Genomic DNA, 25,330 nt, shown 5'->3' with positions numbered 1-25,330 from the left:
TGTGGGAGCGGGCTTGACCCGCGATAGCATCACTGAAATCAGCGATGTTTACAGGGCGGCGATCCGTGCATGCTGCTCGGTGAAGTTGGCCAGGGCTTGTTCAGCCTCGGCCAGCTTGGCGCGTTCCTTGTCGATCACTGCTGGCGGCGCCTTGTCGACGAAGGCTGCGTTGGACAGCTTGCCGCCCACACGCTGAACTTCGCCTTGCAGACGCTGAATTTCCTTGTTCAGGCGTGCCAGCTCGGCGTCCTTGTCGATCAGGCCAGCCATCGGCACCAGCACTTGCAGGTCGCCCACCAGCGCGGTGGCGCTCAGCGGTGCTTCGTCCTGTTCGCCCAGTACGGTGAAGGACTCGATTTTCGCCAGCTTTTTCAGCAGCGCTTCGTTTTCCTGCAGACGGCGTTGGTCTTCAGCGCTGGCGTTCTTGAGGAACAATTGCAGCGGCTTGCCTGGACCGATGTTCATTTCGCCACGGATATTACGGACACCGAGCATCAGCTCCTTGAGCCACTCGATATCGTCTTCGGCCGCCGCGTCGATGCGGCTTTCATTGGCCACCGGCCATGGCTGCAGCATGATGGTCTTGCCTTCGGCACCGGCCAGCGGCGCGAGTCGCTGCCAGATTTCTTCGGTGATGAATGGCATGAACGGATGCGCGAGGCGCAAGGCCACCTCCAGCACGCGCACCAGGGTACGACGGGTGCCACGAGCGCGCTCGACCGGGGCGTTTTCGTCCCACAGCACAGGCTTGGACAGTTCCAGGTACCAGTCGCAATACTGGTTCCAGATGAACTCGTAGAGCGCCTGGGCGGCCAGGTCGAAGCGGAACTGCTCCAGCTGGCGGGTCACTTCGGTTTCGGTTCGCTGCAGTTGCGAAATGATCCAGCGGTCAGCCAGCGACAGCTCGTAGGCTTCGCCGTTCTGGCCACAGTCTTCGCCTTTGTCCAACACGTAGCGGGCGGCGTTCCAGATCTTGTTGCAGAAGTTGCGATAGCCTTCTACGCGGCCCATGTCGAACTTGATGTCACGACCGGTGGATGCCAGCGAACAGAAGGTGAAACGCAGGGCATCGGTGCCATAGCTGGCGATGCCTTCGGGGAACTCGGCCTTGGTCTGCTTGGCGATTTTCTCGGCAAGCTTGGGTTGCATCAAGCCGCTGGTGCGTTTTTCCAGCAGTTCGTCCAGGGTAATGCCGTCGACGATGTCCAGCGGATCAAGGACGTTGCCCTTGGACTTGGACATCTTCTGGCCCTGGCCATCGCGAACCAGGCCGTGAACGTAGACAGTCTTGAACGGAACCTGCGGGGTGCCATCCTCGTTCTTCACCAAGTGCATGGTCAGCATGATCATCCGGGCAACCCAGAAGAAAATGATGTCGAAACCGGTGACCAATACGTCGGTGGAGTGGAAGGTCTTGAGGAATTCGGTCTGCTGCGGCCAGCCCAGGGTCGAGAAGGTCCACAGGCCCGAGCTGAACCAGGTATCGAGTACGTCGTTGTCCTGATTCAGGACCACGTCGGCGCCGAGATTATGTTTGCTGCGAACCTCTTCTTCGCTGCGGCCTACATAAACCTTGCCGGACTCGTCGTACCAGGCCGGAATGCGGTGGCCCCACCAGAGCTGGCGGCTGATGCACCAGTCCTGGATATCGCGCATCCAGGAGAAGTACATGTTTTCGTACTGTTTAGGCACGAACTGAATACGGCCATCTTCAACAGCAGCGATGGCAGGTTCGGCCAGCGGTTTGGTCGACACATACCATTGGTCGGTCAGCCATGGCTCGATGACCGTACCCGAACGGTCGCCTTTTGGCACTTTCAGGGCGTGGTCATCGACGCTTACCAGCAGGCCCGCGGCGTCGAAGTCGGCGACGATTTGCTTGCGTGCAACGAAACGGTCCAGGCCGGCGTATTGGGCGGGCAGGGTGGCGTCGACGCTTTCATTGACGCTGCCGTCGAGATTGAATACCTGGGCGACAGGCAATACGAAGGCGTTCTTGTCGAAGATATTGAGCAGCGGCAGGTTGTGGCGCTTGCCGACTTCATAGTCGTTGAAGTCGTGGGCCGGGGTGATCTTCACACAACCAGTACCGAACGCCGGGTCGCAATAGTCGTCGGCGATGATCGGGATGCGACGGCCAACCAGCGGCAACTCGACGAACTTGCCGATCAGTGCCTTGTAACGCTCGTCTTCGGGATTAACGGCAACGGCGGCGTCGCCGAGCATGGTTTCCGGACGGGTAGTGGCAACCACCAGGTAGTCTTTGCCGTCGGCGGTCTTGGCACCGTCAGCCAGTGGATAGCGCAGGTTCCACAGGTGACCTTTCTCGTCATGGTTCTCCACTTCGAGATCGGAGATCGCCGTGTGCAGCTTGGTGTCCCAGTTGACCAGGCGCTTACCGCGGTAGATCAGGCCGTCTTCATGCAGACGCACAAAGGCTTCCTTGACCGCTTCGGACAGGCCGTCGTCCATCGTGAAGCGCTCACGGCTCCAGTCGACGGAGGAGCCCAGGCGGCGGATCTGACGACTGATATTGCCACCGGACTGATCTTTCCATTCCCAGACTTTTTCCAGGAATTTGTCGCGGCCCAGGTCGTGGCGGCTCTGGCCTTTGGCTTCGAGCTGACGCTCGACCAGCATCTGGGTAGCGATACCGGCGTGGTCGGTGCCCGGCTGCCACAGGGTATTGCGGCCCTGCATACGACGGAAACGGATCAGTGCGTCCATGATCGCGTTGTTGAAACCATGACCCATGTGCAGGCTGCCGGTTACGTTCGGCGGCGGAATCATGATGGTGTAGGCATCGCCCGCGCCTTGCGGAGCGAAATAATTCTCGGACTCCCAGGTGTTGTACCAGGAAGTTTCAATAGCGTGCGGCTGGTAGGTCTTATCCATGCGCGGCGGGACCCTATGGCATTTATTCAGGAAAGCCGGAGAGTATAACGAAGCGGCAAGCTTCAAGCGACAAGCTCAGAGCGCCGCACGGCTCTTGAAGCTTGCAGCTTGGAGCTATTGCCTATTGATTGAGCAGGCGTTCGAGCCGGGCATCAAGACGACGCTTGATTTCGTTCTCGATGTGCGGGGTAAAGTCGTTGATCACGTCCTGCATGATCAACTGCGCCGCTGCGCGCAGTTCGCTGTCCAGGTGCAGCAGGGTTTCCTGACGCTTTGCCTGTGGGTCGGCAGGTGCTTGTCGCTCAGGTTCTGGCGTCAGCACAGGGGCTGGATCGGCTTCTTCGAGTAGAAGCGGAATCTGCTCTTCGACGGTGTCTGTCAGCAGTGGCGGCTCGAGGGATTCATCGCCAAGCAATTGGCGAATTGATTCGAGGTCGTCCAGCAGGTGGGCCGATTGGGGCAAGGGAGTGGGTTTGTCCATTGTCTTTAGAGTCGCTGTAAGCGGTGATCCTGCAGAGCATAGCCCTGTTCGCGATAAAAACGGAAACTCTCTCGGGCGGCCTGGCGGATCGTGGGCTCTTCGACAACGATTTCGGCAATGCGGGCAAAGCGCGCGGCGAACGATGGCACCTTCAGATCAAGATTGATCAGCAGGTCCGTGTGGCTGCCGCAGTCATCACCGAGCCCCAGCACTACACCACCCAGAGCCGACTCATCAGCGTTGTTGTGCGGTACGAACGCCTCAGCCTTGAAAGCCCATAGGCGGGCGTCCAGATCGTCACGCTGGGCGGCGTCGGCACAGTGCAGGTAGACCTGATGGCCCATGCGCCAGGCTTTCTCACAGAGCTTGCAGGCAAAATCCAGGCGCGCCGACGGCGCGTCACTGGGCAGAATATAGAAGTCGACTTTATTCATGATCAGCGGGCCTGCCGGCTACGCCCGAAGGGGCGCAGGCGGCGGGCACTGTCTCAGGCGTTGGCGCGGTCGAGCAGGTACTGGGTCAGCAGCGGGACCGGACGGCCAGTGGCGCCTTTGTCCTTGCCACCACTGATCCAGGCAGTGCCGGCGATATCCAGGTGCGCCCAGTTGTAGGCCTTGGCAAAGCGCGACAGGAAGCAGCCAGCGGTGATACTGCCTGCCTTGGGGCCGCCAATGTTGGCGATATCAGCAAACGGGCTGTCCAGTTGTTCCTGGTACTCATCGAACAGTGGCAACTGCCAGGCGCGGTCGTCGGCGCGCTTGCCGGCGTCGAGCAACTGGTTGACCAGATCGTCGTTGTTGCCCATCAGGCCTGAGGTATGGCTGCCCAGGGCGACGATGCAAGCGCCGGTGAGGGTGGCGATGTCGATCACTGCCTGAGGTTTGAAGCGCTCGGCATAGGTCAGGGCGTCACACAGTACCAGGCGGCCTTCGGCGTCGGTATTGAGGATTTCGACGGTCTGGCCGCTCATGGTAGTAACGATGTCGCCTGGGCGGGTAGCGCCGCCGCTTGGCATGTTTTCGGCACAGGCCAGCAGGCACACCAGGTTGATCGGCAGCTGCAGTTCGAGCACTGCACGCACAGTGCCGAAGACACTGGCAGCACCCCCCATGTCATATTTCATTTCGTCCATGCCCGCACCGGGCTTGAGGCTGATGCCACCGGTATCGAAGGTGATGCCTTTGCCCACCAGCACGTAGGGCTTCTCGCTTTTTTTGCCACCCTGATAGTTGAGCACGATCAGGCGTGGTGGCTGGTCGCTACCCTGGCCTACGGCGTAGAAGGCGCCCATGCCCAGCTCCTTGATTTTTTTCTCATCAAGGACTTCGACCTTGAGGCCCTTGTAGGCCTTGCCCAGCCCCTTGGCCTGTTCGGCGAGGAAGCTTGGGTGGCAGACGTTAGGTGGCAGGTTGCCCAAGTCACGGGCAAGACTCATGCCGGAGGCAATGGCGCTGGCGTGCTTGATGGCGCGCTGGACGTCAGCGGTACCGGCCTTGTCGGCCAACAAGGTGATTTTCTTCAGGGCGCGAGGCTCAGCCTTCTTGCTTTTGAACTGGTCGAAGACGTATTCACCATCGAGCAGGGTCTCGGCCAGCAGGCGCGATTTGCTGTAGAAGGCGTCGCGGCCGGACACGGCCACTTCGTCCAGTGCCAGTACTGCGTCGCTGCCGTTGAGACCCTTGAGTACGTTCAGTACGCAGGAAACCACTTTGCGCCAGCTGCGGTCACCCAGTTCGTTGTCCTTTCCGGTGCCTACCAGCAAAACGCGTTCGGCCTTGAGGTTGGGCAGACTTTGCAGCAGCAGGGTCTGGCCCAGCTTGCCAGTCAGGTCGCCTCGCTTGAGAACAGCGCTGAGCGCGCCGGCGCAGGCTTCATCGACAGCCTTGGCGCTGGCGCCAAGCTTGCGCCCTTCGCCCACGCCGAGCACCAGTGTGGCGGTTTTCAAGGATGCAGCGGCTACACTTTTTACAACCAGTTCCATGTCAGGGTCCCCGAATGATCTGTCTTTGCGCGTTGTCTATGCAGGCGCTTGAGCGAGCTGGCCGCGTGGTCGCGCACCAGTGAGAAAGCTGCCAGTTTGAGCCTGCTCGGACCGCCCTGACAACCCCGTTGACCACGCATTGTGCGTCGCCAGTGACAGGCACGGCCAATCACAGGATAATGCGCCAACTTTTGTGCAGGTTCGCTCAGGCGAGCCAGCAACTATCTTGGCTGTTATGGATTTCTTGTTTGGCTGTCCGAGCCTGACAACCCAGGAGTGTCTGGTTTGATCGTCTTCCGATATCTATCCCGCGAGGTCCTGGTGACCTTGAGTGCCGTCAGCGCAGTGCTGCTGGTGATCATCATGAGCGGGCGCTTCATCAAGTACCTGGCCCAGGCGGCCCAGGGCATACTCGATCCGGGTGTGCTTTTTCTGATCATGGGCTACCGCCTGCCGGGTTTCCTGCAACTGATCCTGCCTCTGGGGCTGTTCTTGGGAATTCTCCTGGCCTACGGTCGCCTTTACCTTGAGAGCGAGATGACCGTGCTCTCGGCCACCGGCATGAGCCAACAGCGATTGCTGGGCATGACCATGGCGCCAGCTGCACTGGTGGCCTTGCTGGTCGCCTGGTTGAGCCTGGGCCTGGCACCGCAGGGCGTTACCAAGGTTGCGCAGATCATCAATCAGCAGGATGCCCTGACCGAGTTCGATACCTTGGTACCGGGCCGTTTCCAGACCTTGCGCGATGGCAGCCGTGTGACGTACACCGAACAATTGTCTGAAGATCGTGGCAACCTGGCGGGTGTGTTTATCTCCGAGAAGCGTTTCTCCCAGGACAAGACCAAGGAGCGAGCACCCTCGGTATTGGTGGCTGAAAAGGGTCGCCAGGAAATCGGTGCCGACGGCAACCGTTACCTGATCCTGGAAAACGGCTATCGCTATGATGGCAACCCAGGACAGGCCGACTACCGTGCCATCAAGTACGACACCTATGGCGTATTGCTGCCCAAGCCCGAGGTCAGCGAAGAAATCACTGATCGCGAGGCCATTCCAACTTCCGAGTTGTTTGCCAGCGACGGGCGCCGCGAGCGTGCCGAGCTGCAATGGCGTCTGTCGTTGCCACTGCTGGTATTCGTCGTAACCCTGTTGGCAGTGCCATTGTCACGGGTCAATCCTCGCCAGGGTCGCTTCCTCAAGCTGCTGCCGGCAATTCTTCTGTATATGGCGTACCTGACAATGCTGATTGCTGTGCGCGGTGCCCTGGAAAAAGGCAAGTTGCCGATCAGCCTGGGCATCTGGTGGGTCCACGGACTGTTCCTGCTCATCGGTCTGGGCTTGATGTATTGGGAGCCGTTGCGCCTCAAGCGTGCCGCGCGTCGTGCGGAGGTGGCCCATGGTTAAGCTCGACCGCTACATCGGCAGGAGTGTGCTGGTGGCCATTCTTGCCGTACTCGGGATCATCCTGGGCCTGGCATCGCTGTTTGCCTTCATCGATGAGATGGGCGACATCACTGACAGCTATACCCTGATGGATGCGGGCAACTTCGTGTTGCTGACTGCGCCGCGACGCCTTTACGACATGCTGCCGATGGCGGCGCTGATCGGTTGCCTGATCGGCCTCGGCAGCCTGGCCAGTAGCAGCGAACTGACCATCATGCGTGCTGCCGGGGTTTCCATCGGGCGCATCGTTTGGGCGGTAATGAAGCCCATGCTGGTACTGATGCTCGCCGGTATTCTGATCGGTGAGTACCTGGCCCCGGTAACCGAGAACAAAGCCCAGGCCGACCGTTCCCTGGCCCAGGGTAGCGGTGAGGCCCAGAGCTCTAAGCGCGGCATGTGGCACCGCCAGGGCGATGAGTTCGTGCACATCAACTCGGTGCAGCCCAATGGCCTGCTGTACGGTGTAACTCGCTACCGTTTCGATAACGAGCGTCATCTGATTACCTCAAGCTTTGCGCGTCGTGCGCAATACCAGGAAGACCACTGGCAGTTGAGCGACGTGACCACCACGCATTTCCGTGGTGACCACACCGAAGTCGTCAAGGCACCGGCAGAGCGCTGGGACGTTACGGTTACCCCGCAACTGCTCAACACCGTGGTGCTGGCACCAGAATCTCTATCGATTACTGGCTTGTGGGATTACATCCATTACCTGTCCGACCAGGGCCTGAACAATGCTCGCTACTGGCTGGCTTTCTGGACCAAGGTCTTGCAGCCAATGGTTACCGCAGCGCTGGTGCTCATGGCCATTTCCTTCATCTTCGGTCCGTTGCGTTCGGTGACCTTGGGTCAGCGGGTGTTTACCGGTGTACTGGTAGGCTTTGTGTTCCGCATTGCCCAGGACTTGCTGGGGCCGTCCAGCCAGGTATTCGGTTTCCCACCGCTGCTGGCGGTAGTGATCCCCGCGGCGATCTGTGCGGGTGCAGGATTATGGATGTTGCGTCGAGCGGGTTGAGTTCACGCACGTAAAAAAGCCGACCCCAGGGTCGGCTTTTTTGGTTCTGTCACTTTTTGCTTTTGGGCAACTGAACCAGTTGCGTTTCGGAGTACATGTCATGCCAGGTACGCTGGCGCTTGTCGAACAGCGACCAAATGAAGCCCAGGCCCAGGCACAGCCAGGAGGCGATGGAGACGAGGAAACGCAACAGTGCCTGCCACAGGCTGATGGCGCTGCCGTCGGCGTTCTGTACGCGAATGCGCCAAACTTGCATGCCGAGCGTCTGCCCGCCGTGGGTCCAGAACTTGGCGAAAAAACCGAATAGCACGAACAGCAGTACTGTCGACAGCAGCGGATCACCGTCCAGTGCGCCGGCATCGGTCATTGCGCGCATTTGCGCTTCTCCGATAACTGCCATCTGGATCATTTTGTAGATGCCAGCCGTCACGATCAGCAACGCGGTACACAAAAGAAAGTCATAGAACATGGCAGCCAGGCGCCGACCTAGGCCGACAGCGGGAAAATCACCCTGGGGCTGCAACAACTGCTTGGGCATACAAAGTGCCCTCCTTGGGCAAAAGGAGCCATTCTACGGAATTGCGCGGAGAAATCGTTGCCTTGTGGCAGGGTTTAGATGTCAGGTTGTTATCGCCGCGCCAGCGCGCGGTCACCGAGCGCGCACAAAAAAGCCCCTGCTGTTGCCAGCAGGGGCTTTTTGTTGAGGAAGATCAGCCTTCGGCTTGAACTTCGTCAGCCTGCATGCCTTTCTGGCCTTGCACGGCGATAAAGGTAACTTTCTGGCCTTCTTTCAGGCTCTTGAAGCCGTTACCTTGGATAGCGCGGAAGTGTACGAACAGATCCGGACCGCTTTCTGGAGTGATGAAACCAAAACCTTTCTCGTCGTTAAACCACTTGACGGTACCGCTCTGACGTTGGGACATTGTCTTATTTCCTTTGAAACTTAGAATTAGTAACAGTTTCTTCCAAATGAAAGAGTACTGGGCTGGGTTGCAGGAAAGTAACAGACGTCGAACGGGTTGTAGCAAATCTCAGCGCTACTGCCCAGGTCACGAACCATAGCGACCCATGCAAACACAGTGCAGTGACTCTACGCTAACTCAGTTGGCAAAAACAAGCCCTGGAAGCCGCTCCCTCTCTACCTTTTAGCTGTCCTTCGGTCGATTTTTTTTTGCTCATTCCAGACCGTACAGAGGTGCTTTTCGAAAGTTATAAAACACGTTCGAATTCGAAAATCCGAACGCGTTATGACACAAAGTTTCAACTATCGTTTCAGCCGCGATAATAGCGCTGGGCAACGAACGGCATCTTGCTAACTTTCATGGCGACACGCTTGCCGCGAACAATTGCCCAGACCGGTGTATCAATTGCGGTATGCGCAGTATCGAGATAACCCATAGCCACCGGAGCGGCCAGGGTTGGACCGAAACCGCCGCTGCAAACTTTACCGATGACAGTACCGGCTTCATCGACAATCTCTGCATCTTCACGCACCGGTGTGCGCTCTTGTGGCAGCAAGCCCACGCGCTTGCGAACGACGCCGTTCAACTGTTGGGCAAAAATCTGCTTGGCACCGGGGAATCCCGCTGCGCGTTCGCCATCGGCGCGGCGCACCTTGGAAATCGCCCACAGCAGACTGGCCTCGATAGGTGTGGTCTGGGTGTTCATATCGTGGCCGTACAGGCACAGGCCGGCTTCAAGGCGCAGGGAGTCGCGGGCACCTAGGCCGATTGCCGCTACCTCCGGCTCGTCCAGCAGTCGGCGGGCCAGGGCGTCGGCTTGATCAGCCGGAACGGAAATCTCGAAGCCATCTTCACCGGTGTAGCCGGAGCGGCTGACGAAGCAGTCGGCGCCGAGCAGTTGTACAGGTTTGAATTGCATGAAGGTCATTGTTGCCACGTCTGGTGCCAGGCGCTCGAGCACCTTGACTGCCATCGGCCCCTGTAGGGCCAGTAGCGCTCGCTCTTCAAACAGCGGCTGAATCTGGCACCGATCACCGAGGTGCTGGCGCAGGTGGGCGAGGTCCTGGTCCTTGCAGGCGGCGTTGACCACCAGGAACAGTTCATCGTTGCCCAGGTTGGCAACCATCAGGTCATCCAGGATGCCACCTTGTTCGTTGGTGAACATTGCGTAGCGCTGCATGCCCACTGGAAGGTCGATGATATCCACCGGTACCAGGGTTTCCAGGGCCTTGGCGGCATCAGCGCCGGTCAGACGGATCTGGCCCATGTGCGAGACATCGAACAGACCCGCCTGTGCACGGGTATGTAAATGCTCCTTCATCACGCCCAGAGGGTACTGGACCGGCATGTCGTAGCCTGCGAAAGGCACCATGCGTGCGCCCAGTTCCAGATGCAGGGCATGCAGCGGGGTCTTGTGCAGCGTTTCGGTGGACATTGATGACTCCTTGGGGCTTGAGAGGGTGTCAGCATTCAATAATGTTGACGGCCAGACCGCCGCGGGCGGTCTCCTTGTATTTGCTTTTCATGTCGGCGCCAGTCTGGCGCATGGTGCGAATGACCTTGTCGAGAGAAACAAAGTGCTGACCGTCGCCGCGCAGGGCCATGCGCACCGCATTGATGGCCTTCACCGAGCCCATTGCATTGCGCTCGATGCAAGGCACCTGGACCAACCCGCCAATTGGATCGCAGGTCAGGCCGAGGTTGTGTTCCATGCCAATTTCAGCGGCGTTTTCTACCTGTTGCACGCTGCCGCCCATGACTTCGCACAGGGCACCGGCAGCCATTGAACAGGCGACACCGACTTCGCCCTGACAGCCGACTTCAGCGCCGGATATCGAAGCGTTTTCCTTGTAGAGAATACCGATGGCCGCTGCGGTGAGCAGAAAGCGCACGACGCCGTCTTCATTGGCTCCATTGATAAAGCGCATGTAGTAGTGCAATACCGCAGGCACGATGCCGGCGGCGCCGTTGGTGGGTGCGGTAACCACGCGTCCGCCATAAGCGTTTTCTTCGTTGACGGCCAGCGCGTAGAGGTTGACCCAGTCCAGTACCGAGAGGGCATCACGCAGGCTTGCCTCAGGGTTGCTGCAGAGCTGGCGATACAGCGCGGCGGCCCGACGTTTGACCTTCAGCCCACCTGGCAGGATGCCTTCGTTGCGGCAACCGGCGGCGACACAGTCCTGCATCACTTGCCAGATACGCAACAGGCCTTTGCGGGTTTCGCCTTCCGTACGCCAGGCCGCTTCATTGGCCAGCATCACCTGACTGATGGAAAGATTCTGCGCGGTGCAGTGGCCAAGCAACTCTTTGGCAGTCTTGAATGGGTAGGGCAGGACGGTGCTGTCTTCGACGATGCGGTCGGCACCAGCTGCGTCTTCATCGACGACAAAGCCGCCGCCCACCGAGTAATACTCGCGGCTGCGGATTTGCAGGCCGGCGCTGTCGAAGGCGCGGAAAATCATGCCATTGGGGTGGTAGGCCAAGGGCTTGCGAATCATCGCCAGGTGCTGTTTCTCGATGAATTCGATGTCGTGCTCGCCCAGCAGCTTGAGCCGGCCGCAGCTGCGGATGGCCTGCAGGCGAGTAGGGATGGTTTCGGTATCGACGCTGTCTGGATGTTCGCCTTCAAGGCCCAGAATCACAGCCTTGTCGCTGCCATGCCCCTTGCCGGTGGCACCCAGCGAGCCATACAGCTCGACTTTAACGCTGGTGGTGGCCTTGAGCAGGTCGTCGCGGCGCAGTCCTTCGGCAAAGCGCGCAGCGGCGCGCATCGGGCCGACGGTATGAGAACTGGAGGGGCCGATGCCGATCTTGAACAGGTCGAAGACGCTAAGTGACATGGTTATGCCCTCGTAATGGTGAAGGGTTTTGCGGGACAAACCCGCGCCCACAGTCTGCGTGTGGGCGCGCGCTTTACCCGCGATCAGCCCCCTCAAACGTCCTGATAGCTCTCGATCGATGGGCAGGCACACACCAGGTTGCGGTCCCCGAAGACATTGTCGACGCGACCGACTGGTGGCCAGTACTTGCCTTCGACCAGCGTAGCTACCGGATACACCGCTTGTTCGCGGCTGTACGGATGGCTCCACTCGCCGGCAATTTCGGCAGCAGTGTGCGGGGCGTTCTTCAGCGGGTTGTCATCCTTGTCCAGGCTGCCGTTTTCAACCGCGCGAATTTCTTCGCGGATACGGATCATTGCCTCGCAGAAGCGATCCAGCTCTTCCTTGGACTCGCTTTCGGTAGGTTCGATCATCAGCGTACCGGCCACCGGGAACGACATGGTCGGGGCGTGGAAGCCGAAGTCGATCAAGCGCTTGGCAACGTCGTCAACGCTGACGCCGCTGCTGTCCTTGATTGGACGCAGGTCGAGGATGCACTCATGCGCTACCAGACCATTGCTGCCGGTGTACAACACAGGATAGTGCTCTTCCAGGCGACGGGCGATGTAGTTGGCATTGAGGATGGCCATTTGCGAGGCACGTTTAAGACCGGCGCCGCCCATCATGCGGATGTACATCCAGGTGATGGGCAGAATGCTGGCGCTGCCGAACGGTGCGGCGCAGACCGCGCCTTGCTTGTTCTGCATATGGCCGTGGCCAGGCAAGAACGGCGCCAGGTGCGACTTGACGCCAATCGGGCCGACGCCCGGGCCGCCACCGCCATGGGGAATGCAGAAGGTTTTATGCAGGTTCAGGTGCGAGACGTCGCCACCGAACTTGCCCGGGGCACAGAGACCGACCATGGCGTTCATGTTGGCACCGTCGATGTAAACCTGACCACCGTTGTCATGGATGATCGCGCAGATTTCGCCGATCGCTTCCTCGAACACACCATGGGTCGACGGGTAGGTGATCATCAGTGCCGCGAGGTGTTCGCGGTGCTCGATGGCCTTGGCGCGCAGGTCGTCGATATCGACGTTGCCACGTGCGTCACAGGCGGTTACTACCACGCGCATGCCGGCCATATGGGCGGTGGCCGGGTTGGTGCCGTGAGCCGAAGACGGAATCAAGCAGATGTCGCGACGGGCATCACCGCGGCTCTGGTGGTAGGCGCGAATGGCCAACAGGCCTGCATATTCGCCTTGCGAGCCGGCGTTGGGTTGCAGCGACACCGCGTCATAACCGGTTGCGGCGCAGAGCATGGCCTCCAGCTCGTCGGTCAGTTGCTGGTAGCCCTGGCTCTGTTCGGCGGGTGCAAACGGGTGCAGGTTGCCGAACTCGGCCCAGGTGACCGGGATCATTTCGCTGGCGGCGTTGAGCTTCATGGTGCATGAGCCCAGCGGAATCATGGTGCGGTCGAGCGCCAGGTCCTTGTCGGCCAGGCGGCGCAGATAGCGCATAAGCTCGGTTTCGCTGTGGTAGCGATTGAACACCGGGTGTTCGAGGATTGCAGACTGGCGCAGCAGGGCGGCAGGCAGTTGAACCTGAACACTGGCGGCGAGGACCGCGAAGTCGGGTACGACTTTGCCATCGGCAAACAGCTGCCAGAGTGTTTCCACGTCTGCCTGAGTGCTGGTTTCATCCAGCGACAGGCCCAGGCGTTGGGTGTCGATCTGGCGCAGGTTCAGGCGTTGGGCGCGCGCCTGCTCTTGCAGGGTTGCAGTGGCGGTGCCGGTGACCAGGGTCAGGGTGTCGAAGAACGCTTGGTTTTCGACGCTGGCGCCAAGCTGCTGGAGGCCCGCGGCGAGAATCGCGGTCAAGGCATGGGTGCGGCCTGCGATTTGCTTCAGACCCTGTGGGCCGTGGTAAACGGCATACATGCTGGCAATGTTGGCCAGCAGTACTTGGGCGGTGCAGATGTTGCTTGTCGCCTTTTCGCGACGGATATGTTGCTCGCGGGTCTGCATGGCCAGACGCAGGGCGGTCTTGCCGAAGCGGTCGATCGACACACCGACCAGACGGCCTGGCATGTCGCGCTTGAACGCATCGCGGGTAGAGAAATAGGCCGCATGCGGGCCACCGAAGCCCAGCGGCACACCGAAGCGCTGGGCGCTGCCAATGGCGACGTCGGCGCCGAACTCGCCAGGCGGGGTCAGCAGGGTCAGTGCCAGCAGATCAGCGGCAACCGCGACCAGGGCATTGGCTGAGTGCAAGCGTGCCACCAGTTCGCTGTAGTCGAAAACTTCGCCATTGCTGGCTGGGTACTGAAGCAGGGCACCGAAGAAGGCGCTGACATCGTCGAGCTCGCGCTCGTCACCCACCACCACTTCGATGCCCAACGGCTCGGCACGGGTGCGCAGCACATCGAGGGTTTGAGCATGGCAATGCACGGAAGCGAAGAAGGTGTGGCTGCCTTTGTTCTTGCTCAGGCGTTTGCAGAAGGTCATGGCTTCGGCAGCAGCAGTGGCTTCGTCGAGCAGCGAAGCGTTGGCAATCGGCAGGCCGGTGAGGTCGCTGATCATGGTCTGGAAGTTTAGCAGAGCTTCCAAACGGCCTTGGGAAATCTCTGGCTGATACGGGGTGTAGGCGGTGTACCAGGCCGGGTTTTCCAACAGGTTGCGCAGAATCGGCGCGGGGGTGTGGCAGTTGTAGTAACCCTGGCCGATGAAGTTTTTGAACAGTTGGTTGTTGCCAGCGATGGCTTTGAGCGAGGCCAGGGCATCGGCTTCGCTTTGGCCTGCGCCCAGCTCCAGCACACTGGTGCCCTTGATGCTGTCGGGAATGACTGCAGCACTCATGGCTTCCAGGGAGTCGAAACCCAGGGTCGCGAGCATTTGTTGCTCGTCATTCTGGCGTGGGCCGATATGGCGGGCGATGAATTCGTTGGCAGTGCCGAGGTTGATGGTCATGGTGATTCCTCAGGCGTCAGCGTTGGCTTTGATCAGGCGGTCGTAGGCATCCTGGTCGAGCAGTTGCGCAACGGCGTCGGCATCGGCTGGAATGAAGCGGAAGAACCAGCCTTCGCCCAGAGGGTCTTCGTTGACCAGCTCCGGATTGTCTGCAAGTTGGTCGTTGACGGCGACCACTTCACCGCTCAGTGGCATGTACACGCCGCTGGCAGCCTTTACCGATTCTACGGTCGACGCTTCAGCACCCTGCTCGTAACTTTGCAGTTCCGGCAACTGCACATAGACCACATCACCCAAGGCGTTCTGAGCGAAGGCGGTAATGCCGACAGTGACGCTGCCGTCAGCTTCGGTACGCAGCCATTCGTGATCTTCGGTAAAACGCAACTCGCTCATGGAAACTCCTCAAGGGTAGGCGTGGCCCAGGTTCGGCGCTGAGCCCTGATAATGAGCGTTCTCTTTGCAATTTCACTGCCATTTATAAAAATATCTTTAAAAACAATAGGATATGAAATTTATGAGTTAAGTGCGCGTCTGGGCTGTAGCGAAATCGCTACACCGCAGCGTAGGAAAAAAAGCTTAAAGGGATCAGAACCTTGCAGGGCAACGTTTCCCCAGGGCTGTACTGAAATCGATACACTGTAGCGTTTTCAATACGGGTGTTAGGGCTCAAAGCTTGGAGGGAATGCCGTACTTTCGCAGGCGATGGGCGATAGCGGTGTGGGAGGTCTGCAGACGGTTGGCCAGTTGGCGAGTAGAGGGGTAGCTGGTGTAGAGCTTTTCCAGCAGAGTGCGTTCGAAATCCTCCACGGCCTGCTCCAGGCTGCTCACGTCGCCATTGTGGCTGCGGGCTACCGAGGTGCCAGCGATATCCAGATCGCCTATGTCGACCACAGTGCTTTCGCAGATGGCCGCAGCGCGAAAAATCACGTTTTGCAGTTGGCGGACATTGCCAGGCCAACGGTTGTCGAGCAGGGCTGCATAGGTACCCGCAGCCAGCCGGCATAGCGGTCGCTGAATCTGGGTGCAGGCTTGCTGCATGAAGTAGCCGGCCAGCAGAAGAATGTCCTGGCCGCGTTCGCGCAGCGGTGGAACCTGGAGATTAAGCACATTCAGGCGGTAGAACAGGTCTTCACGAAAACTGCCTTCGGCGACCATTTTTTCCAGGTCACGGTGCGTGGCGCTGAGGATTCGCACATTGACCTTGACCTCGCGATCACCGCCAACCCTGCGAAAGCTGCCGTCATTGAGAAAACGCAGGAGCTTGGCCTGAAGGTAGGGGGACATTTCGCCGATTTCGTCGAGAAACACCGTGCCCTGGTTGGCCAACTCCATCAGGCCCGGTTTGCCACCGCGCTGGGCGCCGGTAAAGGCGCCTGGGGCATAGCCGAACAGTTCGCTCTCAGCGAGATTCTCTGGCAGCGCTGCGCAGTTCAGGGCCAGGAATGGGGCACTGTGGCGACTGCTGATGGCATGGCAGGCGCGGGCTACCAACTCTTTACCCGTGCCGGTCTCGCCATGGATCAGCAAGGGTGCATCGAGTGCTGCCACCCTTAGGGCGCGGGCCTTCAAGGTGCGGATGGGGGGCGAGTCGCCGAGTAGGGCGTCAAAACCTTCAGCGTGGTCGTGATGCAGTGCCGAGAGCCGTTCGCCGATACGGTTAGGCTGATACAAGGTCAGCAGCGCGCCTGCATTGGTGATTGGAGTGGCATCGAGCAGCAAGGTCTGGCCATTGAGCACCACCTCACGCATTGGCAGGCGAAAGCCCTGTTCGATCAGTGCCTCCAACAGGCCGGGGTCGTCGAACAGATCGACTACCGAGCGATCGGAGGGTTCTTGACCACACAGGGCTATCAGCGCCGGGTTGGCCAGGAGTACATGGCCGGCGCTGTCCAGGGCCAGTACCGGATCGCTCATGGCTGCGAGCAGGGCGTCGAGTTGCAGGTGGCGGCGCTGACCGGGGAGAATGTCGACAACGCGCACCGATTGCACGCCATGCACATTCAGCAATGCGTCGTGCAGTTCTTCAAGCACATGCGGGCTTAAGGTCGGGGCATCGATGTAGACATTGGGCGGCACCATCTCCACCGCATCCAGGTTGAGATTGCGGGCACCAAGCAGGGCCAGCACTTCCTGGGTGATACCGACGCGGTCGATGAAGCTGACGTGGATGCGCATTGGGCGAGAGGTTTCAAGGCTGCCGAAGAGGGCAAGTATGCCTTAAATCGCGGGGCAAGTCGGATAGCCGCCGTGCCCCGTGAAGAGAACGGGTGGGTTACTCGAAGTGCTCGGGGTTTACCGGATCGCCTGACTTCATGCTCAGCTGTTTACGCACATCCTCGAACATCGCGTCGTAGGGTTTGTGCATCGAGCCAATGCTGCTCAGGTGTTTTGGAATACCGTACTTTTCCGCGATCTTGGTCACGTTGCTGGCAAAGTTGTAGGCCTGTTCTTTGGCCAGGAAGAAGACTTCCTTGAATTCCTTACCTTCGATGGTGCCATGCATGGTGAACTGCATGCCCTTGCCTTCCTTGGGGTCGGTCGTGACTTCGTAGTCGATGAACAGATTGTAATTGCAGTCATCCTTGGTCAGCGCGTGGCGCTCGATATGCAGATGACCGGGTTCGAACTTGGCCATGGAAGGCTCCTCTGGAAGGGTGAAACGGGCGGACCTTGAGTCCGCCCAACTGCATCAACGGTAGCTTATTCCAGGCTTGGCCGTACTGACACGGGTTCCGGCAGTACCTTCAACAATTTTTTCGATATCCGCCAACGAACCAATCACCGCGACCTTGCCGGTTTCACGGGCAAATTCGCACGCGGCCTGGACCTTAGGCCCCATGGAACCTGCGGCAAAACCAAGGCGCTCCAGTTCGTCTGGGTGGGCCTGGGCCACCGCTTTCTGAGTTGGCTTGCCCCAGTCGATATAGGCAGCATCAACGTCGGTGGCGATAACCAGCAGGTCGGCCTTGAGTTGTTGAGCCAGCAAGGATGAGCACAAGTCTTTGTCGATCACCGCCTCTACGCCACTGAGCACCTTGCCGCTCTCGTCGTAGATGGTCGGGATGCCACCGCCACCTGCACAGATCACCACGGTGCCTTTTTCCAGTAGCCAGGTGATTGGGCGAATTTCAAAAATTCGTTTTGGCCGAGGGCTGGCGACAACGCGGCGGTACTTGTCGCCGTCCGGGGCGATCGCCCAGCCTTTTTCTGCGGCCAGGCGCTCAGCATCTTCTTTGGAATAGACCGGCCCGATTGGCTTGCTCGGCTTCTGGAACGCCGGGTCTTTACCGTCGACTTCAACCTGGGTCAGGAGGGTGGCGAACGGCACTTCGAACGCCAGCAGGTTACCCAGCTCTTGCTCGATGATGTAGCCGATCATGCCTTCGGTTTCAGCCCCGAGAACGTCCAGCGGATAGGCTTCGTCCGGCTTGTAGGACTGCGCCTGCAGCGACAGCAGGCCAACCTGTGGACCATTGCCATGGGCAATGACCAGCTCGTTCCCTGGATGGATCTTGGCGATCTGCTCGGTGGCAATGCGGATATTGGCGCGTTGATTTTCCGCGGTCATGGGTTCGCCACGGCGCAGCAGGGCGTTACCGCCTAATGCAACAACGATACGCATGATGAATTTCCTTCTGAAGAAGTGATTTGTGGGAGCGGGCCTGGCCCGCGATTACGATGTGCCGGGCACATCGCATCGCGGGGCAAGCCCGCTCCTACAGAGGTGTTACAGGTCAGCCAGGGTCGATACCAGGATGGCCTTGATGGTGTGCATGCGGTTTTCCGCTTGCTCGAAGGCGATGCAGGCTGGGGACTCGAATACATCGTCGGTCACTTCGATGCCATTGGCCAGGTGCGGATATTGCTCGGCGATCTGTTTACCGACTTTGGTGTCGGAGTTATGGAACGCTGGCAGGCAGTGCATGAACTTGGTCCGAGGGTTGCCGGTGGCTTTCATCAGCTCGGCGTTGACCTGGTATGGCAGCAATTGCTGGATGCGTTCGGCCCAGGCTTCCACTGGCTCGCCCATCGATACCCAAACGTCGGTGTGGATGAAATCGACGCCTTTGACAGCAGCTTTCGGGTCTTCGGTCAGGGTGATGCGTGCGCCACTTTCTTCAGCGTATTTTTTGCAGCGTGCAACCAGGTCGTCGTGCGGCCACAGTGCCTTGGGTGCGCAGATGCGTACGTCCATGCCCAGTTTAGAACCCACCAGCAGCAAGGAGTTGCCCATGTTGTTGCGGGCATCACCCAGGTACGCGTAGCTGATCTCGTGGATTGGCTTGTCGGCGTGCTCACGCATAGTCAGCACGTCGGCAATCATCTGGGTTGGGTGATATTCGTCAGTCAGGCCGTTGAACACCGGTACACCGGCAAACTTGGCCAGCTCCTCGACGATTTCCTGTTTGAAGCCACGGTATTCGATGGCGTCATACATGCGGCCAAGGACCCGCGCGGTGTCCTTCATGCTTTCTTTGTGGCCGATCTGCGAGGAGTTCGGGTCGATATAGGTAACGTTGGCGCCCTGGTCATAAGCGGCCACTTCGAAGGCACATCGGGTGCGGGTCGAGGTTTTCTCGAAAATCAGCGCGATGTTGTTGCCTTTGAGGTGTTGCTGTTCGGTGCCGGTGTACTTGGCACGTTTCAAGTCGCGGGACAGGTCCAGCAGGTAGCGCAACTCGCGAGGGGTGTGGTGTTCCAGGCTCAGCAGGTTACGGTTGTGAATATTGAACGCCATGATGATATTCCTTGAGTTCGGTAATCGGCCCAGCCGACGCCGGGTAGGCGCGGCTGGGTTGATGGTCGTTTTAGTAATCGATAGGGTCGCGAACAATTGGGCAGGTCATGCAGTGACCGCCGCCACGGCCGCGGCCGAGTTCGCCAGCGCTGATGGTGATGACTTCGATACCCGCCTTGCGCAGCAAGGTGTTGGTATACGTGTTGCGGTCATAACCGATGACTACGCCAGGCTCCACAGCCACCACGTTGTTACCGTCATCCCACTGCTCGCGTTCAGCGGCAAAGCTGTTGCCACCGGTTTCGACGACACGCAGTTTTTTCAGGTTGAGGGATTCGGCAACCACTTCGATGAAGGTCTTGTTCTCGCGGCGTACATCCATACCGTAAGGCTTGCTGCTGTCCGGACGGATGACGAACGGTACGATTTCCTTGACCACTTCAGGGAAGACCGTGACCAAGTCGCGGTCGCAGAAGCTGAACACGGTGTCCAGGTGCATCGCTGCCCGGGACTTCGGCAGGCCGGCGACAACGACTTTCTCGACCGCGCCCTTGGCGAACAGCGATTGAGCCAGTTGGCCGATGGCTTGGCGCGAGGTGCGCTCGCCCATGCCGATCAGCACCACGCCGTTGCCAATTGGCATCACGTCGCCGCCTTCAAGTGTGGCTTTGCCGTGATCCTGATCAGGATCGCCGTACCAGATTTCGAAGTCTGCTTCGGTGAATTCTGGGTGGAACTTGTAGATGGCGGTGGTCAGCAGGGTTTCTTGACGTCGTGCTGGCCAGTACATCGGGTTCAGGGTGACGCCGCCATAGATCCAGCAGGTGGTGTCGCGAGTGAACTGGGTGTTGGGTAGTGGGTCCAGCAGGAAGCTGGAGTGGCCCAGGTAGTCGCGGTACATCTTGATGACGCCGGAGCCTTCACTTTCCGGCAGGTCTTCACCGGCCACGCCGCCAATCAGGAATTCGGCAATCTTGCGTGGCTCCAGGCCTTCGATCCAGCTGCGTACTTCGTTGGTTAGGCCGATACCCACGGTATCAGGGGTGAGCTTGCGATCGAGGATCCATTTCAACGCTTCTGGGTTCTGAACGGTCTCGGTCAGCAGATTGTGCATTTCCAGCACTTCGATACCGCGCTCACGCATCTTGGTGACGAAATCGAAGTGGTCACGCTTGGCCTGGTTAACCCAGATGACGTCGTCGAACAACAGTTCGTCGCAGTTGCTCGGCGTCAGGCGCTGGTGCGCCAGGCCAGGGGAGCAGACCATTACTTTACGTAGTTTGCCGGCTTCAGAATGTACGCCGTACTTAACTTTTTCCGTGGACATGGTTATTTCCTCCAAGTTGCGAATACGGGGGTTACAGAGTCAGGAAGCCGTCGTACAGGCCATAGGCAGCCACCAGGGCGCCAATAACCACGGCGGCGAAAAGCAGTTTCTCCACGTTGGTAAAAATCGGTTGGCCGACCTCGCGCTTGGCCTTGGCGAACAGGATCACGCCAGGGGCATAGAGCAGGGCCGAGAGCAGCAGGTATTTGACGCCACCGGCATACAGCAGCCAGATGGCGTAGACCAGGGCGATACCGCCGATGATCAGGTCTTTCTTGCGTTCCGCCAGTGCTTGCTCGTAGGTCTCGCTGCGCCATGCCAGCAGGAAGGCGTAGGCCGCAGACCACAGGTAAGGCACCAGGATCATCGAGGTGGCGAGGTAGATCAGCGACAGGTAAGTACTGGCCGAGAACAGGGTGATGACCAGGAAGATCTGCACCATGGCGTTGGTCAGCCACAGCGCATTGGCAGGTACATGGTTGGCGTTCTCGCGGCGCAGGAACTCCGGCATGGTGTGGTCTTTGGCAGCGGCGAACATGATCTCGGCGCACAGCAGTACCCAGGACAGCAGGGCACCGAGCAGCGAGATGATAAGGCCGACGCTGATCAGCACTGCACCCCAGTGACCGACCACGTGCTCAAGCACGGCAGCCATCGATGGGTTCTGCAGTTTGGCCAGCTCAGGCTGAGTCATGATGCCCAGCGACAGTACGTTCACCAGAACCAGGAACAGCAGCACGGTGATGAAGCCGATGACGGTTGCCTTGCCCACATCCGAGCGCTTTTCTGCCCGAGCGGAGAAGATGCTCGCGCCTTCAATACCGATGAACACCCAGACGGTGACCAGCATCATGTTGCGCACCTGGTTCATCACGCTACCGAGGTCCGGGTTCATGGTGCCCCAGATGTCAGCGGTGAAGATGTCCAGTTTGAACGCGAACAATGCGATCAGAATGAACAGCGCCAGCGGCACAACCTTGGCTATCGTGGTGACCAGGTTGATGAAGGCGGCTTCCTTGATGCCGCGCAGTACCAGAAAATGTACGGCCCACAACAGCACCGAGGCACCGATGATGGCCGCTGGGGTATTACCTTCGCCAAAGATCGGGAAAAAGTAGCCCAGGGTACTGAACAGCAGAACGAAATAGCCGACGTTACCCAGCCAGGCACTGATCCAGTACCCCCAGGCGGACGAAAAGCCCATGTAATCGCCGAAACCAGCCTTGGCGTAGGCGTATACCCCACCGTCAAGATCCGGCTTTCGGTTGGCCAGGGTCTGGAACACAAAGGCTAGGGTCAGCATACCGATGGCGGTGATGCCCCAGCCGATCAGTACTGCACCTACGTCAGCACTTGCAGCCATGTTTTGCGGCAGCGAAAAGATCCCGCCGCCAATCATTGAGCCGACTACTAGTGCAACAAGCGCACCAAGTCGTAGTTTCCCGGGAGTGTCTGACATCGAATAACTCCATATCAGTTGAAAAGATGAAGCTAGAGTAAATCCAGCGACGTATTCGTAAGCTGATTCAAGTCAGTTTATGGTGCGGTCCGTTGCATCGTTGACAGAAAAAGCTCCCCCCGGAGTATGCCGATGGCCTTGCTGAAAGCCTCGCACACAGGCACCTCCATGGTGTTTTAGAGCATTCGCTCTGACAGCCTGCGAGAATTGAAGCTAGCCCGTTTCACAGCTTTAGCAAATTTTTAACGAGATTTTCTCTTATTTACTTGAAAGGCCCGAGCTAGTGCACAAAACTCACCATCTAGTTCGTCCGGCATAGGCGTCATAGTTATGAAAAGCATAGTTTTAAAGACGCATTATTTATAAACGCCTAAACTGCACATATATTTAACTTCAGGGTGCCTCGCTGAGGTTACAAAGACGAGACAAAAGGGGATCTGCATGTCCGAACCGGGACAAAAACTGCGCTTGGGTGCGTTGATCGCGTTGGTGGTCGGCTCGATGATCGGTGGCGGAATTTTTTCCTTGCCACAGAACATGGCTGCGCGTGCTGACGTTGGCGCAGTGCTGATCGGCTGGGGTATCACTGCGGTGGGCATGTTGGCCCTGGCGTTTGTGTTCCAGACCCTGGCTAACCGCAAGCCGGACCTGGATTCGGGCGTTTACGCCTATGCCAAGGCCGGGTTTGGCGATTACATGGGCTTCTCGTCCGCCTGGGGGTATTGGATCAGCGCCTGGCTGGGTAACGTCGGCTATTTCGTTCTGCTGTTCAGCACCCTGGGGTTCTACTTCCCGGTTTTTGGTGAGGGCAACACGCCAATCGCCATTGCCTGTGCCTCTTTGCTGCTGTGGGCCGTTCACTTTCTGGTGCTGCGCGGCATCAAGGAAGCTGCCTTCATCAACCAGGTGACCACGGTGGCCAAGATCGTGCCGCTGCTGATGTTTGTCGTCATCGCTGCGGTGGCGTTTCGAGCAGACATCTTTACCCGCGACATCTGGGGCTTGAGCAACCCGAAGTTCGGCAGTGTGCTCGACCAGGTGCGTAATATGATGCTGGTGACCGTGTTCGTGTTTATCGGCATCGAGGGCGCTAGCGTTTACTCAGGCAGGGCTCAGAAACGCTCGGACGTAGGTAAGGCCACGGTGATTGGCTTCGTCGGTGTGCTGGCTTTGCTGGTGCTGGTCAACGTGCTGTCGTTGGGTGTCATGACCCAGCCCGAACTGGCAGCGTTGCAGAACCCGTCGCTGGCGTCGGTGCTGGAGCATATCGTCGGGCCGTGGGGCGCATTGCTGATCAGTATTGGCCTGGCTATTTCGTTGTTGGGGGCATTGTTGTCGTGGGCACTGCTGTGTGCCGAAATTCTCTTCGCCACTGCGCGGGACCAGACCATGCCGCGCTTCCTGGCCAAGGAAAACGCCAATCATGTGCCTGCTAATGCCTTGTGGTTGACCAACGTGATGATTCAGCTATTCCTGCTGATTACGTTGTTCTCGGCAGGTACCTATACCAGCCTGATCTACCTGGCTTCGTCGATGATCCTGGTGCCTTACCTGTGGTCGGCAGCCTATGCCTTGTTATTGACGATACGCGGGGAAAGTTATCAGGAGCACGCCAGGGCGCGACGCAAGGATTTCCTGATTGCGGGAATCGCGCTGGTCTACGCCATTTGGCTGCTGTACGCCGGCGGGTTGAAGTATCTGCTGCTCTCGGCGTTGCTGTATGCCCCCGGTGTGATCCTTTTTGCTCGGGCCAAGCATGAGCAGGGCCAGGCGTTGTTCACCCACTGGGAAAAGCTGATATTTCTGATGGTGCTGGTGGGGGCGGGAGTGGCGGCTTATTCGTTGTATAGCGGGTTGTTGAGCCTGTAGAGGCGCGCTACCGGTCACCTATTGCCTGGCAATTTTGTTAGTTGTGGGAGGGTGAGTTGAACGCCTAACGTCGTGTTTCAGGTGGTCGCCAGCAGTTGGCGGCCAAAAAATGAGCGACGATAGGTGGGAGTTCACATGAGCTTGGTCAGATGTTTCGGCGTTTTTAGCGCTAGCCTTGGGTGGGGGTTGATGAGCGATCGGCGTGGTTCAAGGGCGCAGATTCCGGACGTGACCAGATCCACAGGTTGCCCAGGGCCATGCCGCCAATCGCAAGAAAAACCGGCCAACGATGGTCGAGAAATACCAGCATCACGCTTGCGCATATAACCATGCTCACCGTAGCGCTGAGTTTTGCGCGGCGCTGAATTACTTTGCCATTGCGCCAGTTGTGCAGGATCGGACCGAACAATCGATGATTTTCCAGCCAGGCACTCAGGCGCGGCGAACTGCGGGTGGCCGCCCAGGCCGCGAGCAGAATGAATTCGGTGGTGGGTAAACCAGGCACGACGATTGCGACCAGGCCAATGGCGAGGCTGACATAGGCCAGAAGGCCGAACAGCAGGCGAGCTAGTTTCGAGCTGGAGGGGCGAGTCATGGTGTCGTCGGTTGCACGAGGAGGGCCCGGTTACCAAAAGGGTAACCGGGTACGGCGCGTCAGGCCAGTTCGGCTTTAGGCGCAGTCGCGTAAGCGTGTTTGAGCAGTTCGGTGAAACGCTCGAATGCGGCGACTGCACCTTGCTCGGCCTTGGCTTCTTCTTCGGCGCTCAATTCCAGGGCGTCGAGAATGCGCGTGAACTGCTTCCAGCCCTCGGCGCGACCGCCGGCTGGCTCGCCCAAGTGACGAGCACCGAAGCTGTCGGACAGGCCCAGGCCTACCGCACGCTTGATCAGGAAGGCAGCACCGAGCTTGGAGCCTTCGGAAACGAAGATCCAGCCCATGGCCTCACCCAGGCTTGGGTTCTGCACGGCGCCGGCGAAATCAGCGGGAATTTCTGTGTTCAGGTCAGCCAGGTCAAGACCAGCCTGCTCGGCGCGGCAGCGTTCGGCCAGATCTGGAACGATGGCGATCAGTGCTGGGTCGGTGTACAGCGCTTTGAGTTCATTCTGGAACAAGTACTGGGCAACAACGAAGCGGGCGAAACTTTCGCGAGTTTCGAAAGGCGCGTGTGATTTGACCAGGGCATCGAGCTCGGTGTGCGGAGCATGGGTGAGCTGATTCAGGCGCTGCGAACGCAGGCTGGCGCGTTCGGTGGTGGTTGCGGCGGTCATGGTGATTCCTTGCGAAATGGGCGTGCCTTGTTACTAGACGAACAAGAGGACGTACGACAGTAAAAATTCCTCACCTCAGTGGAATGTCACGGGGCTACTCGGGTCA

Annotated in this window: 21 protein-coding genes; 3 read left to right on the top strand and 18 right to left on the bottom strand. The window is 58.9% G+C overall.

Translation table 11 applies throughout. The features are described 5' to 3' along the window. Positions 1–48: 48 nt before the first annotated feature. The 4 genes from H8F21_RS12870 to H8F21_RS12855 all read right to left on the bottom strand — a co-directional run bounded on the left by H8F21_RS12870 (position 49) and on the right by H8F21_RS12855 (position 5,357). Complete coding sequence (locus H8F21_RS12870; RefSeq protein ID WP_203584458.1) at positions 49–2,895, bottom strand: valine--tRNA ligase; 2,847 nt, start codon at positions 2,893–2,895, stop codon at positions 49–51. A gap of 121 nt (positions 2,896–3,016) precedes the next feature. Beyond that, positions 3,017–3,376: a DNA polymerase III subunit chi gene (locus H8F21_RS12865; protein WP_203584457.1), complete on the bottom strand. Its 360-nt coding sequence runs from the start codon at positions 3,374–3,376 to the stop codon at positions 3,017–3,019. Between the two features lie 5 nt (positions 3,377–3,381). After that, entirely contained in the window at positions 3,382–3,810 is a 429-nt protein-coding gene (locus H8F21_RS12860; protein ID WP_203476308.1) for a DNA polymerase III subunit chi, read from the bottom strand. A gap of 53 nt (positions 3,811–3,863) precedes the next feature. Then, entirely contained in the window at positions 3,864–5,357 is a 1,494-nt protein-coding gene (locus H8F21_RS12855; protein ID WP_203476307.1) for a leucyl aminopeptidase, read from the bottom strand. Between the two features lie 285 nt (positions 5,358–5,642). On the opposite strand from H8F21_RS12855, the gene lptF reads away from it, so the two are divergent. Both lptF and lptG read left to right on the top strand, forming a co-directional pair. Further along, positions 5,643–6,758: an LPS export ABC transporter permease LptF gene (gene lptF, locus H8F21_RS12850; protein ID WP_203476306.1), complete on the top strand. Its 1,116-nt coding sequence runs from the start codon at positions 5,643–5,645 to the stop codon at positions 6,756–6,758. Continuing rightward, positions 6,751–7,812 (top strand): LPS export ABC transporter permease LptG, encoded by a 1,062-nt coding sequence (gene lptG, locus H8F21_RS12845; RefSeq protein ID WP_203476304.1) that lies wholly within the window; start codon positions 6,751–6,753, stop codon positions 7,810–7,812. Before lptF ends, lptG begins: the two co-directional genes overlap by 8 nt. A gap of 49 nt (positions 7,813–7,861) precedes the next feature. On the opposite strand, the gene H8F21_RS12840 is transcribed toward lptG, so the two are convergent. The 12 genes from H8F21_RS12840 to arcD (H8F21_RS12785) all read right to left on the bottom strand — a co-directional run bounded on the left by H8F21_RS12840 (position 7,862) and on the right by arcD (H8F21_RS12785) (position 22,086). Continuing rightward, positions 7,862–8,350 carry an RDD family protein gene (locus H8F21_RS12840; RefSeq protein ID WP_203476302.1) on the bottom strand — a complete coding sequence of 163 codons (489 nt, stop codon included), beginning with the start codon at positions 8,348–8,350 and terminating at the stop codon, positions 7,862–7,864. A gap of 172 nt (positions 8,351–8,522) precedes the next feature. After that, on the bottom strand, positions 8,523–8,735 hold the full coding sequence (locus H8F21_RS12835) for a cold-shock protein (protein WP_007931076.1): 213 nt from the start codon (positions 8,733–8,735) through the stop codon (positions 8,523–8,525). Positions 8,736–9,084: 349 nt separating this feature from the next. Continuing rightward, positions 9,085–10,209, bottom strand: a complete 1,125-nt coding sequence (gcvT, locus tag H8F21_RS12830; RefSeq protein ID WP_203542093.1) for a glycine cleavage system aminomethyltransferase GcvT — start codon at positions 10,207–10,209, stop codon at positions 9,085–9,087. A gap of 28 nt (positions 10,210–10,237) precedes the next feature. Then, complete coding sequence (locus tag H8F21_RS12825; RefSeq protein ID WP_203584456.1) at positions 10,238–11,614, bottom strand: L-serine ammonia-lyase; 1,377 nt, start codon at positions 11,612–11,614, stop codon at positions 10,238–10,240. A 92-nt stretch (positions 11,615–11,706) separates the two neighbouring features. After that, positions 11,707–14,562 (bottom strand): aminomethyl-transferring glycine dehydrogenase, encoded by a 2,856-nt coding sequence (gene gcvP / locus H8F21_RS12820; protein ID WP_203584455.1) that lies wholly within the window; start codon positions 14,560–14,562, stop codon positions 11,707–11,709. Positions 14,563–14,571: 9 nt separating this feature from the next. After that, a complete protein-coding gene (gene gcvH, locus H8F21_RS12815) occupies positions 14,572–14,955 on the bottom strand; it encodes a glycine cleavage system protein GcvH (RefSeq protein WP_136477941.1) in 384 nt (127 codons plus the stop codon). 273 nt (positions 14,956–15,228) lie between these two features. Continuing rightward, on the bottom strand, positions 15,229–16,737 hold the full coding sequence (locus H8F21_RS12810) for a sigma-54-dependent transcriptional regulator (RefSeq protein ID WP_203476295.1): 1,509 nt from the start codon (positions 16,735–16,737) through the stop codon (positions 15,229–15,231). A 97-nt stretch (positions 16,738–16,834) separates the two neighbouring features. Then, complete coding sequence (locus H8F21_RS12805; RefSeq protein ID WP_203476293.1) at positions 16,835–17,197, bottom strand: DUF5064 family protein; 363 nt, start codon at positions 17,195–17,197, stop codon at positions 16,835–16,837. Between the two features lie 54 nt (positions 17,198–17,251). Next, positions 17,252–18,184 carry a carbamate kinase gene (gene arcC, locus H8F21_RS12800; protein ID WP_203476291.1) on the bottom strand — a complete coding sequence of 311 codons (933 nt, stop codon included), beginning with the start codon at positions 18,182–18,184 and terminating at the stop codon, positions 17,252–17,254. A gap of 105 nt (positions 18,185–18,289) precedes the next feature. Continuing rightward, a complete protein-coding gene (locus tag H8F21_RS12795; protein ID WP_203584454.1) occupies positions 18,290–19,300 on the bottom strand; it encodes an ornithine carbamoyltransferase in 1,011 nt (336 codons plus the stop codon). A 70-nt stretch (positions 19,301–19,370) separates the two neighbouring features. Beyond that, entirely contained in the window at positions 19,371–20,627 is a 1,257-nt protein-coding gene (gene arcA / locus H8F21_RS12790; RefSeq protein WP_136477937.1) for an arginine deiminase, read from the bottom strand. A gap of 31 nt (positions 20,628–20,658) precedes the next feature. Continuing rightward, complete coding sequence (arcD, locus tag H8F21_RS12785) at positions 20,659–22,086, bottom strand: arginine-ornithine antiporter (protein WP_203476289.1); 1,428 nt, start codon at positions 22,084–22,086, stop codon at positions 20,659–20,661. 441 nt (positions 22,087–22,527) lie between these two features. Here arcD (H8F21_RS12785) and arcD (H8F21_RS12780) point away from each other — a divergent pair, with 441 nt between their 5' ends. Further along, the gene (arcD, locus tag H8F21_RS12780) at positions 22,528–23,955 is read left to right on the top strand and encodes an arginine-ornithine antiporter (RefSeq protein WP_203476287.1); all 1,428 of its coding nucleotides are present in this window, start codon (positions 22,528–22,530) and stop codon (positions 23,953–23,955) included. Positions 23,956–24,124: 169 nt separating this feature from the next. Here the strand turns inward: arcD (H8F21_RS12780) and H8F21_RS12775 are convergent, their stop codons facing one another. Continuing rightward, positions 24,125–24,550, bottom strand: a complete 426-nt coding sequence (locus H8F21_RS12775) for a YbaN family protein (RefSeq protein ID WP_203476285.1) — start codon at positions 24,548–24,550, stop codon at positions 24,125–24,127. A gap of 59 nt (positions 24,551–24,609) precedes the next feature. Next, positions 24,610–25,224 (bottom strand): biliverdin-producing heme oxygenase, encoded by a 615-nt coding sequence (locus H8F21_RS12770; RefSeq protein ID WP_203584453.1) that lies wholly within the window; start codon positions 25,222–25,224, stop codon positions 24,610–24,612. Positions 25,225–25,330 lie beyond the last annotated feature (106 nt).

This window comes from Pseudomonas arcuscaelestis (genome assembly GCF_016881005.1).
GTDB lineage: Bacteria > Pseudomonadota > Gammaproteobacteria > Pseudomonadales > Pseudomonadaceae > Aquipseudomonas > Aquipseudomonas arcuscaelestis.
This window is presented reverse-complemented; position numbering and strand designations above follow the sequence as displayed.

What these genes read in the sequence shown, in the direction of transcription:
- H8F21_RS12870 (WP_203584458.1), bottom strand. Translation starts at nt 2,895, where the DNA reads ATGGATAAGACCTACCAGCCGCACGCTATTGAAACTTCCTGGTACAAC.
- H8F21_RS12865 (WP_203584457.1), bottom strand. Translation starts at nt 3,376, where the DNA reads ATGGACAAACCCACTCCCTTGCCCCAATCGGCCCACCTGCTGGACGAC.
- H8F21_RS12860 (WP_203476308.1), bottom strand. Translation starts at nt 3,810, where the DNA reads ATGAATAAAGTCGACTTCTATATTCTGCCCAGTGACGCGCCGTCGGCG.
- H8F21_RS12855 (WP_203476307.1), bottom strand. Translation starts at nt 5,357, where the DNA reads ATGGAACTGGTTGTAAAAAGTGTAGCCGCTGCATCCTTGAAAACCGCC.
- lptG (WP_203476304.1), top strand. Translation starts at nt 6,751, where the DNA reads ATGGTTAAGCTCGACCGCTACATCGGCAGGAGTGTGCTGGTGGCCATT.
- H8F21_RS12840 (WP_203476302.1), bottom strand. Translation starts at nt 8,350, where the DNA reads ATGCCCAAGCAGTTGTTGCAGCCCCAGGGTGATTTTCCCGCTGTCGGC.
- H8F21_RS12835 (WP_007931076.1), bottom strand. Translation starts at nt 8,735, where the DNA reads ATGTCCCAACGTCAGAGCGGTACCGTCAAGTGGTTTAACGACGAGAAA.
- gcvT (WP_203542093.1), bottom strand. Translation starts at nt 10,209, where the DNA reads ATGTCCACCGAAACGCTGCACAAGACCCCGCTGCATGCCCTGCATCTG.
- H8F21_RS12825 (WP_203584456.1), bottom strand. Translation starts at nt 11,614, where the DNA reads ATGTCACTTAGCGTCTTCGACCTGTTCAAGATCGGCATCGGCCCCTCC.
- gcvP (WP_203584455.1), bottom strand. Translation starts at nt 14,562, where the DNA reads ATGACCATCAACCTCGGCACTGCCAACGAATTCATCGCCCGCCATATC.
- gcvH (WP_136477941.1), bottom strand. Translation starts at nt 14,955, where the DNA reads ATGAGCGAGTTGCGTTTTACCGAAGATCACGAATGGCTGCGTACCGAA.
- H8F21_RS12810 (WP_203476295.1), bottom strand. Translation starts at nt 16,737, where the DNA reads ATGCGCATCCACGTCAGCTTCATCGACCGCGTCGGTATCACCCAGGAA.
- H8F21_RS12805 (WP_203476293.1), bottom strand. Translation starts at nt 17,197, where the DNA reads ATGGCCAAGTTCGAACCCGGTCATCTGCATATCGAGCGCCACGCGCTG.
- arcC (WP_203476291.1), bottom strand. Translation starts at nt 18,184, where the DNA reads ATGCGTATCGTTGTTGCATTAGGCGGTAACGCCCTGCTGCGCCGTGGC.
- H8F21_RS12795 (WP_203584454.1), bottom strand. Translation starts at nt 19,300, where the DNA reads ATGGCGTTCAATATTCACAACCGTAACCTGCTGAGCCTGGAACACCAC.
- arcA (WP_136477937.1), bottom strand. Translation starts at nt 20,627, where the DNA reads ATGTCCACGGAAAAAGTTAAGTACGGCGTACATTCTGAAGCCGGCAAA.
- arcD (WP_203476289.1), bottom strand. Translation starts at nt 22,086, where the DNA reads ATGTCAGACACTCCCGGGAAACTACGACTTGGTGCGCTTGTTGCACTA.
- arcD (WP_203476287.1), top strand. Translation starts at nt 22,528, where the DNA reads ATGTCCGAACCGGGACAAAAACTGCGCTTGGGTGCGTTGATCGCGTTG.
- H8F21_RS12775 (WP_203476285.1), bottom strand. Translation starts at nt 24,550, where the DNA reads ATGACTCGCCCCTCCAGCTCGAAACTAGCTCGCCTGCTGTTCGGCCTT.
- H8F21_RS12770 (WP_203584453.1), bottom strand. Translation starts at nt 25,224, where the DNA reads ATGACCGCCGCAACCACCACCGAACGCGCCAGCCTGCGTTCGCAGCGC.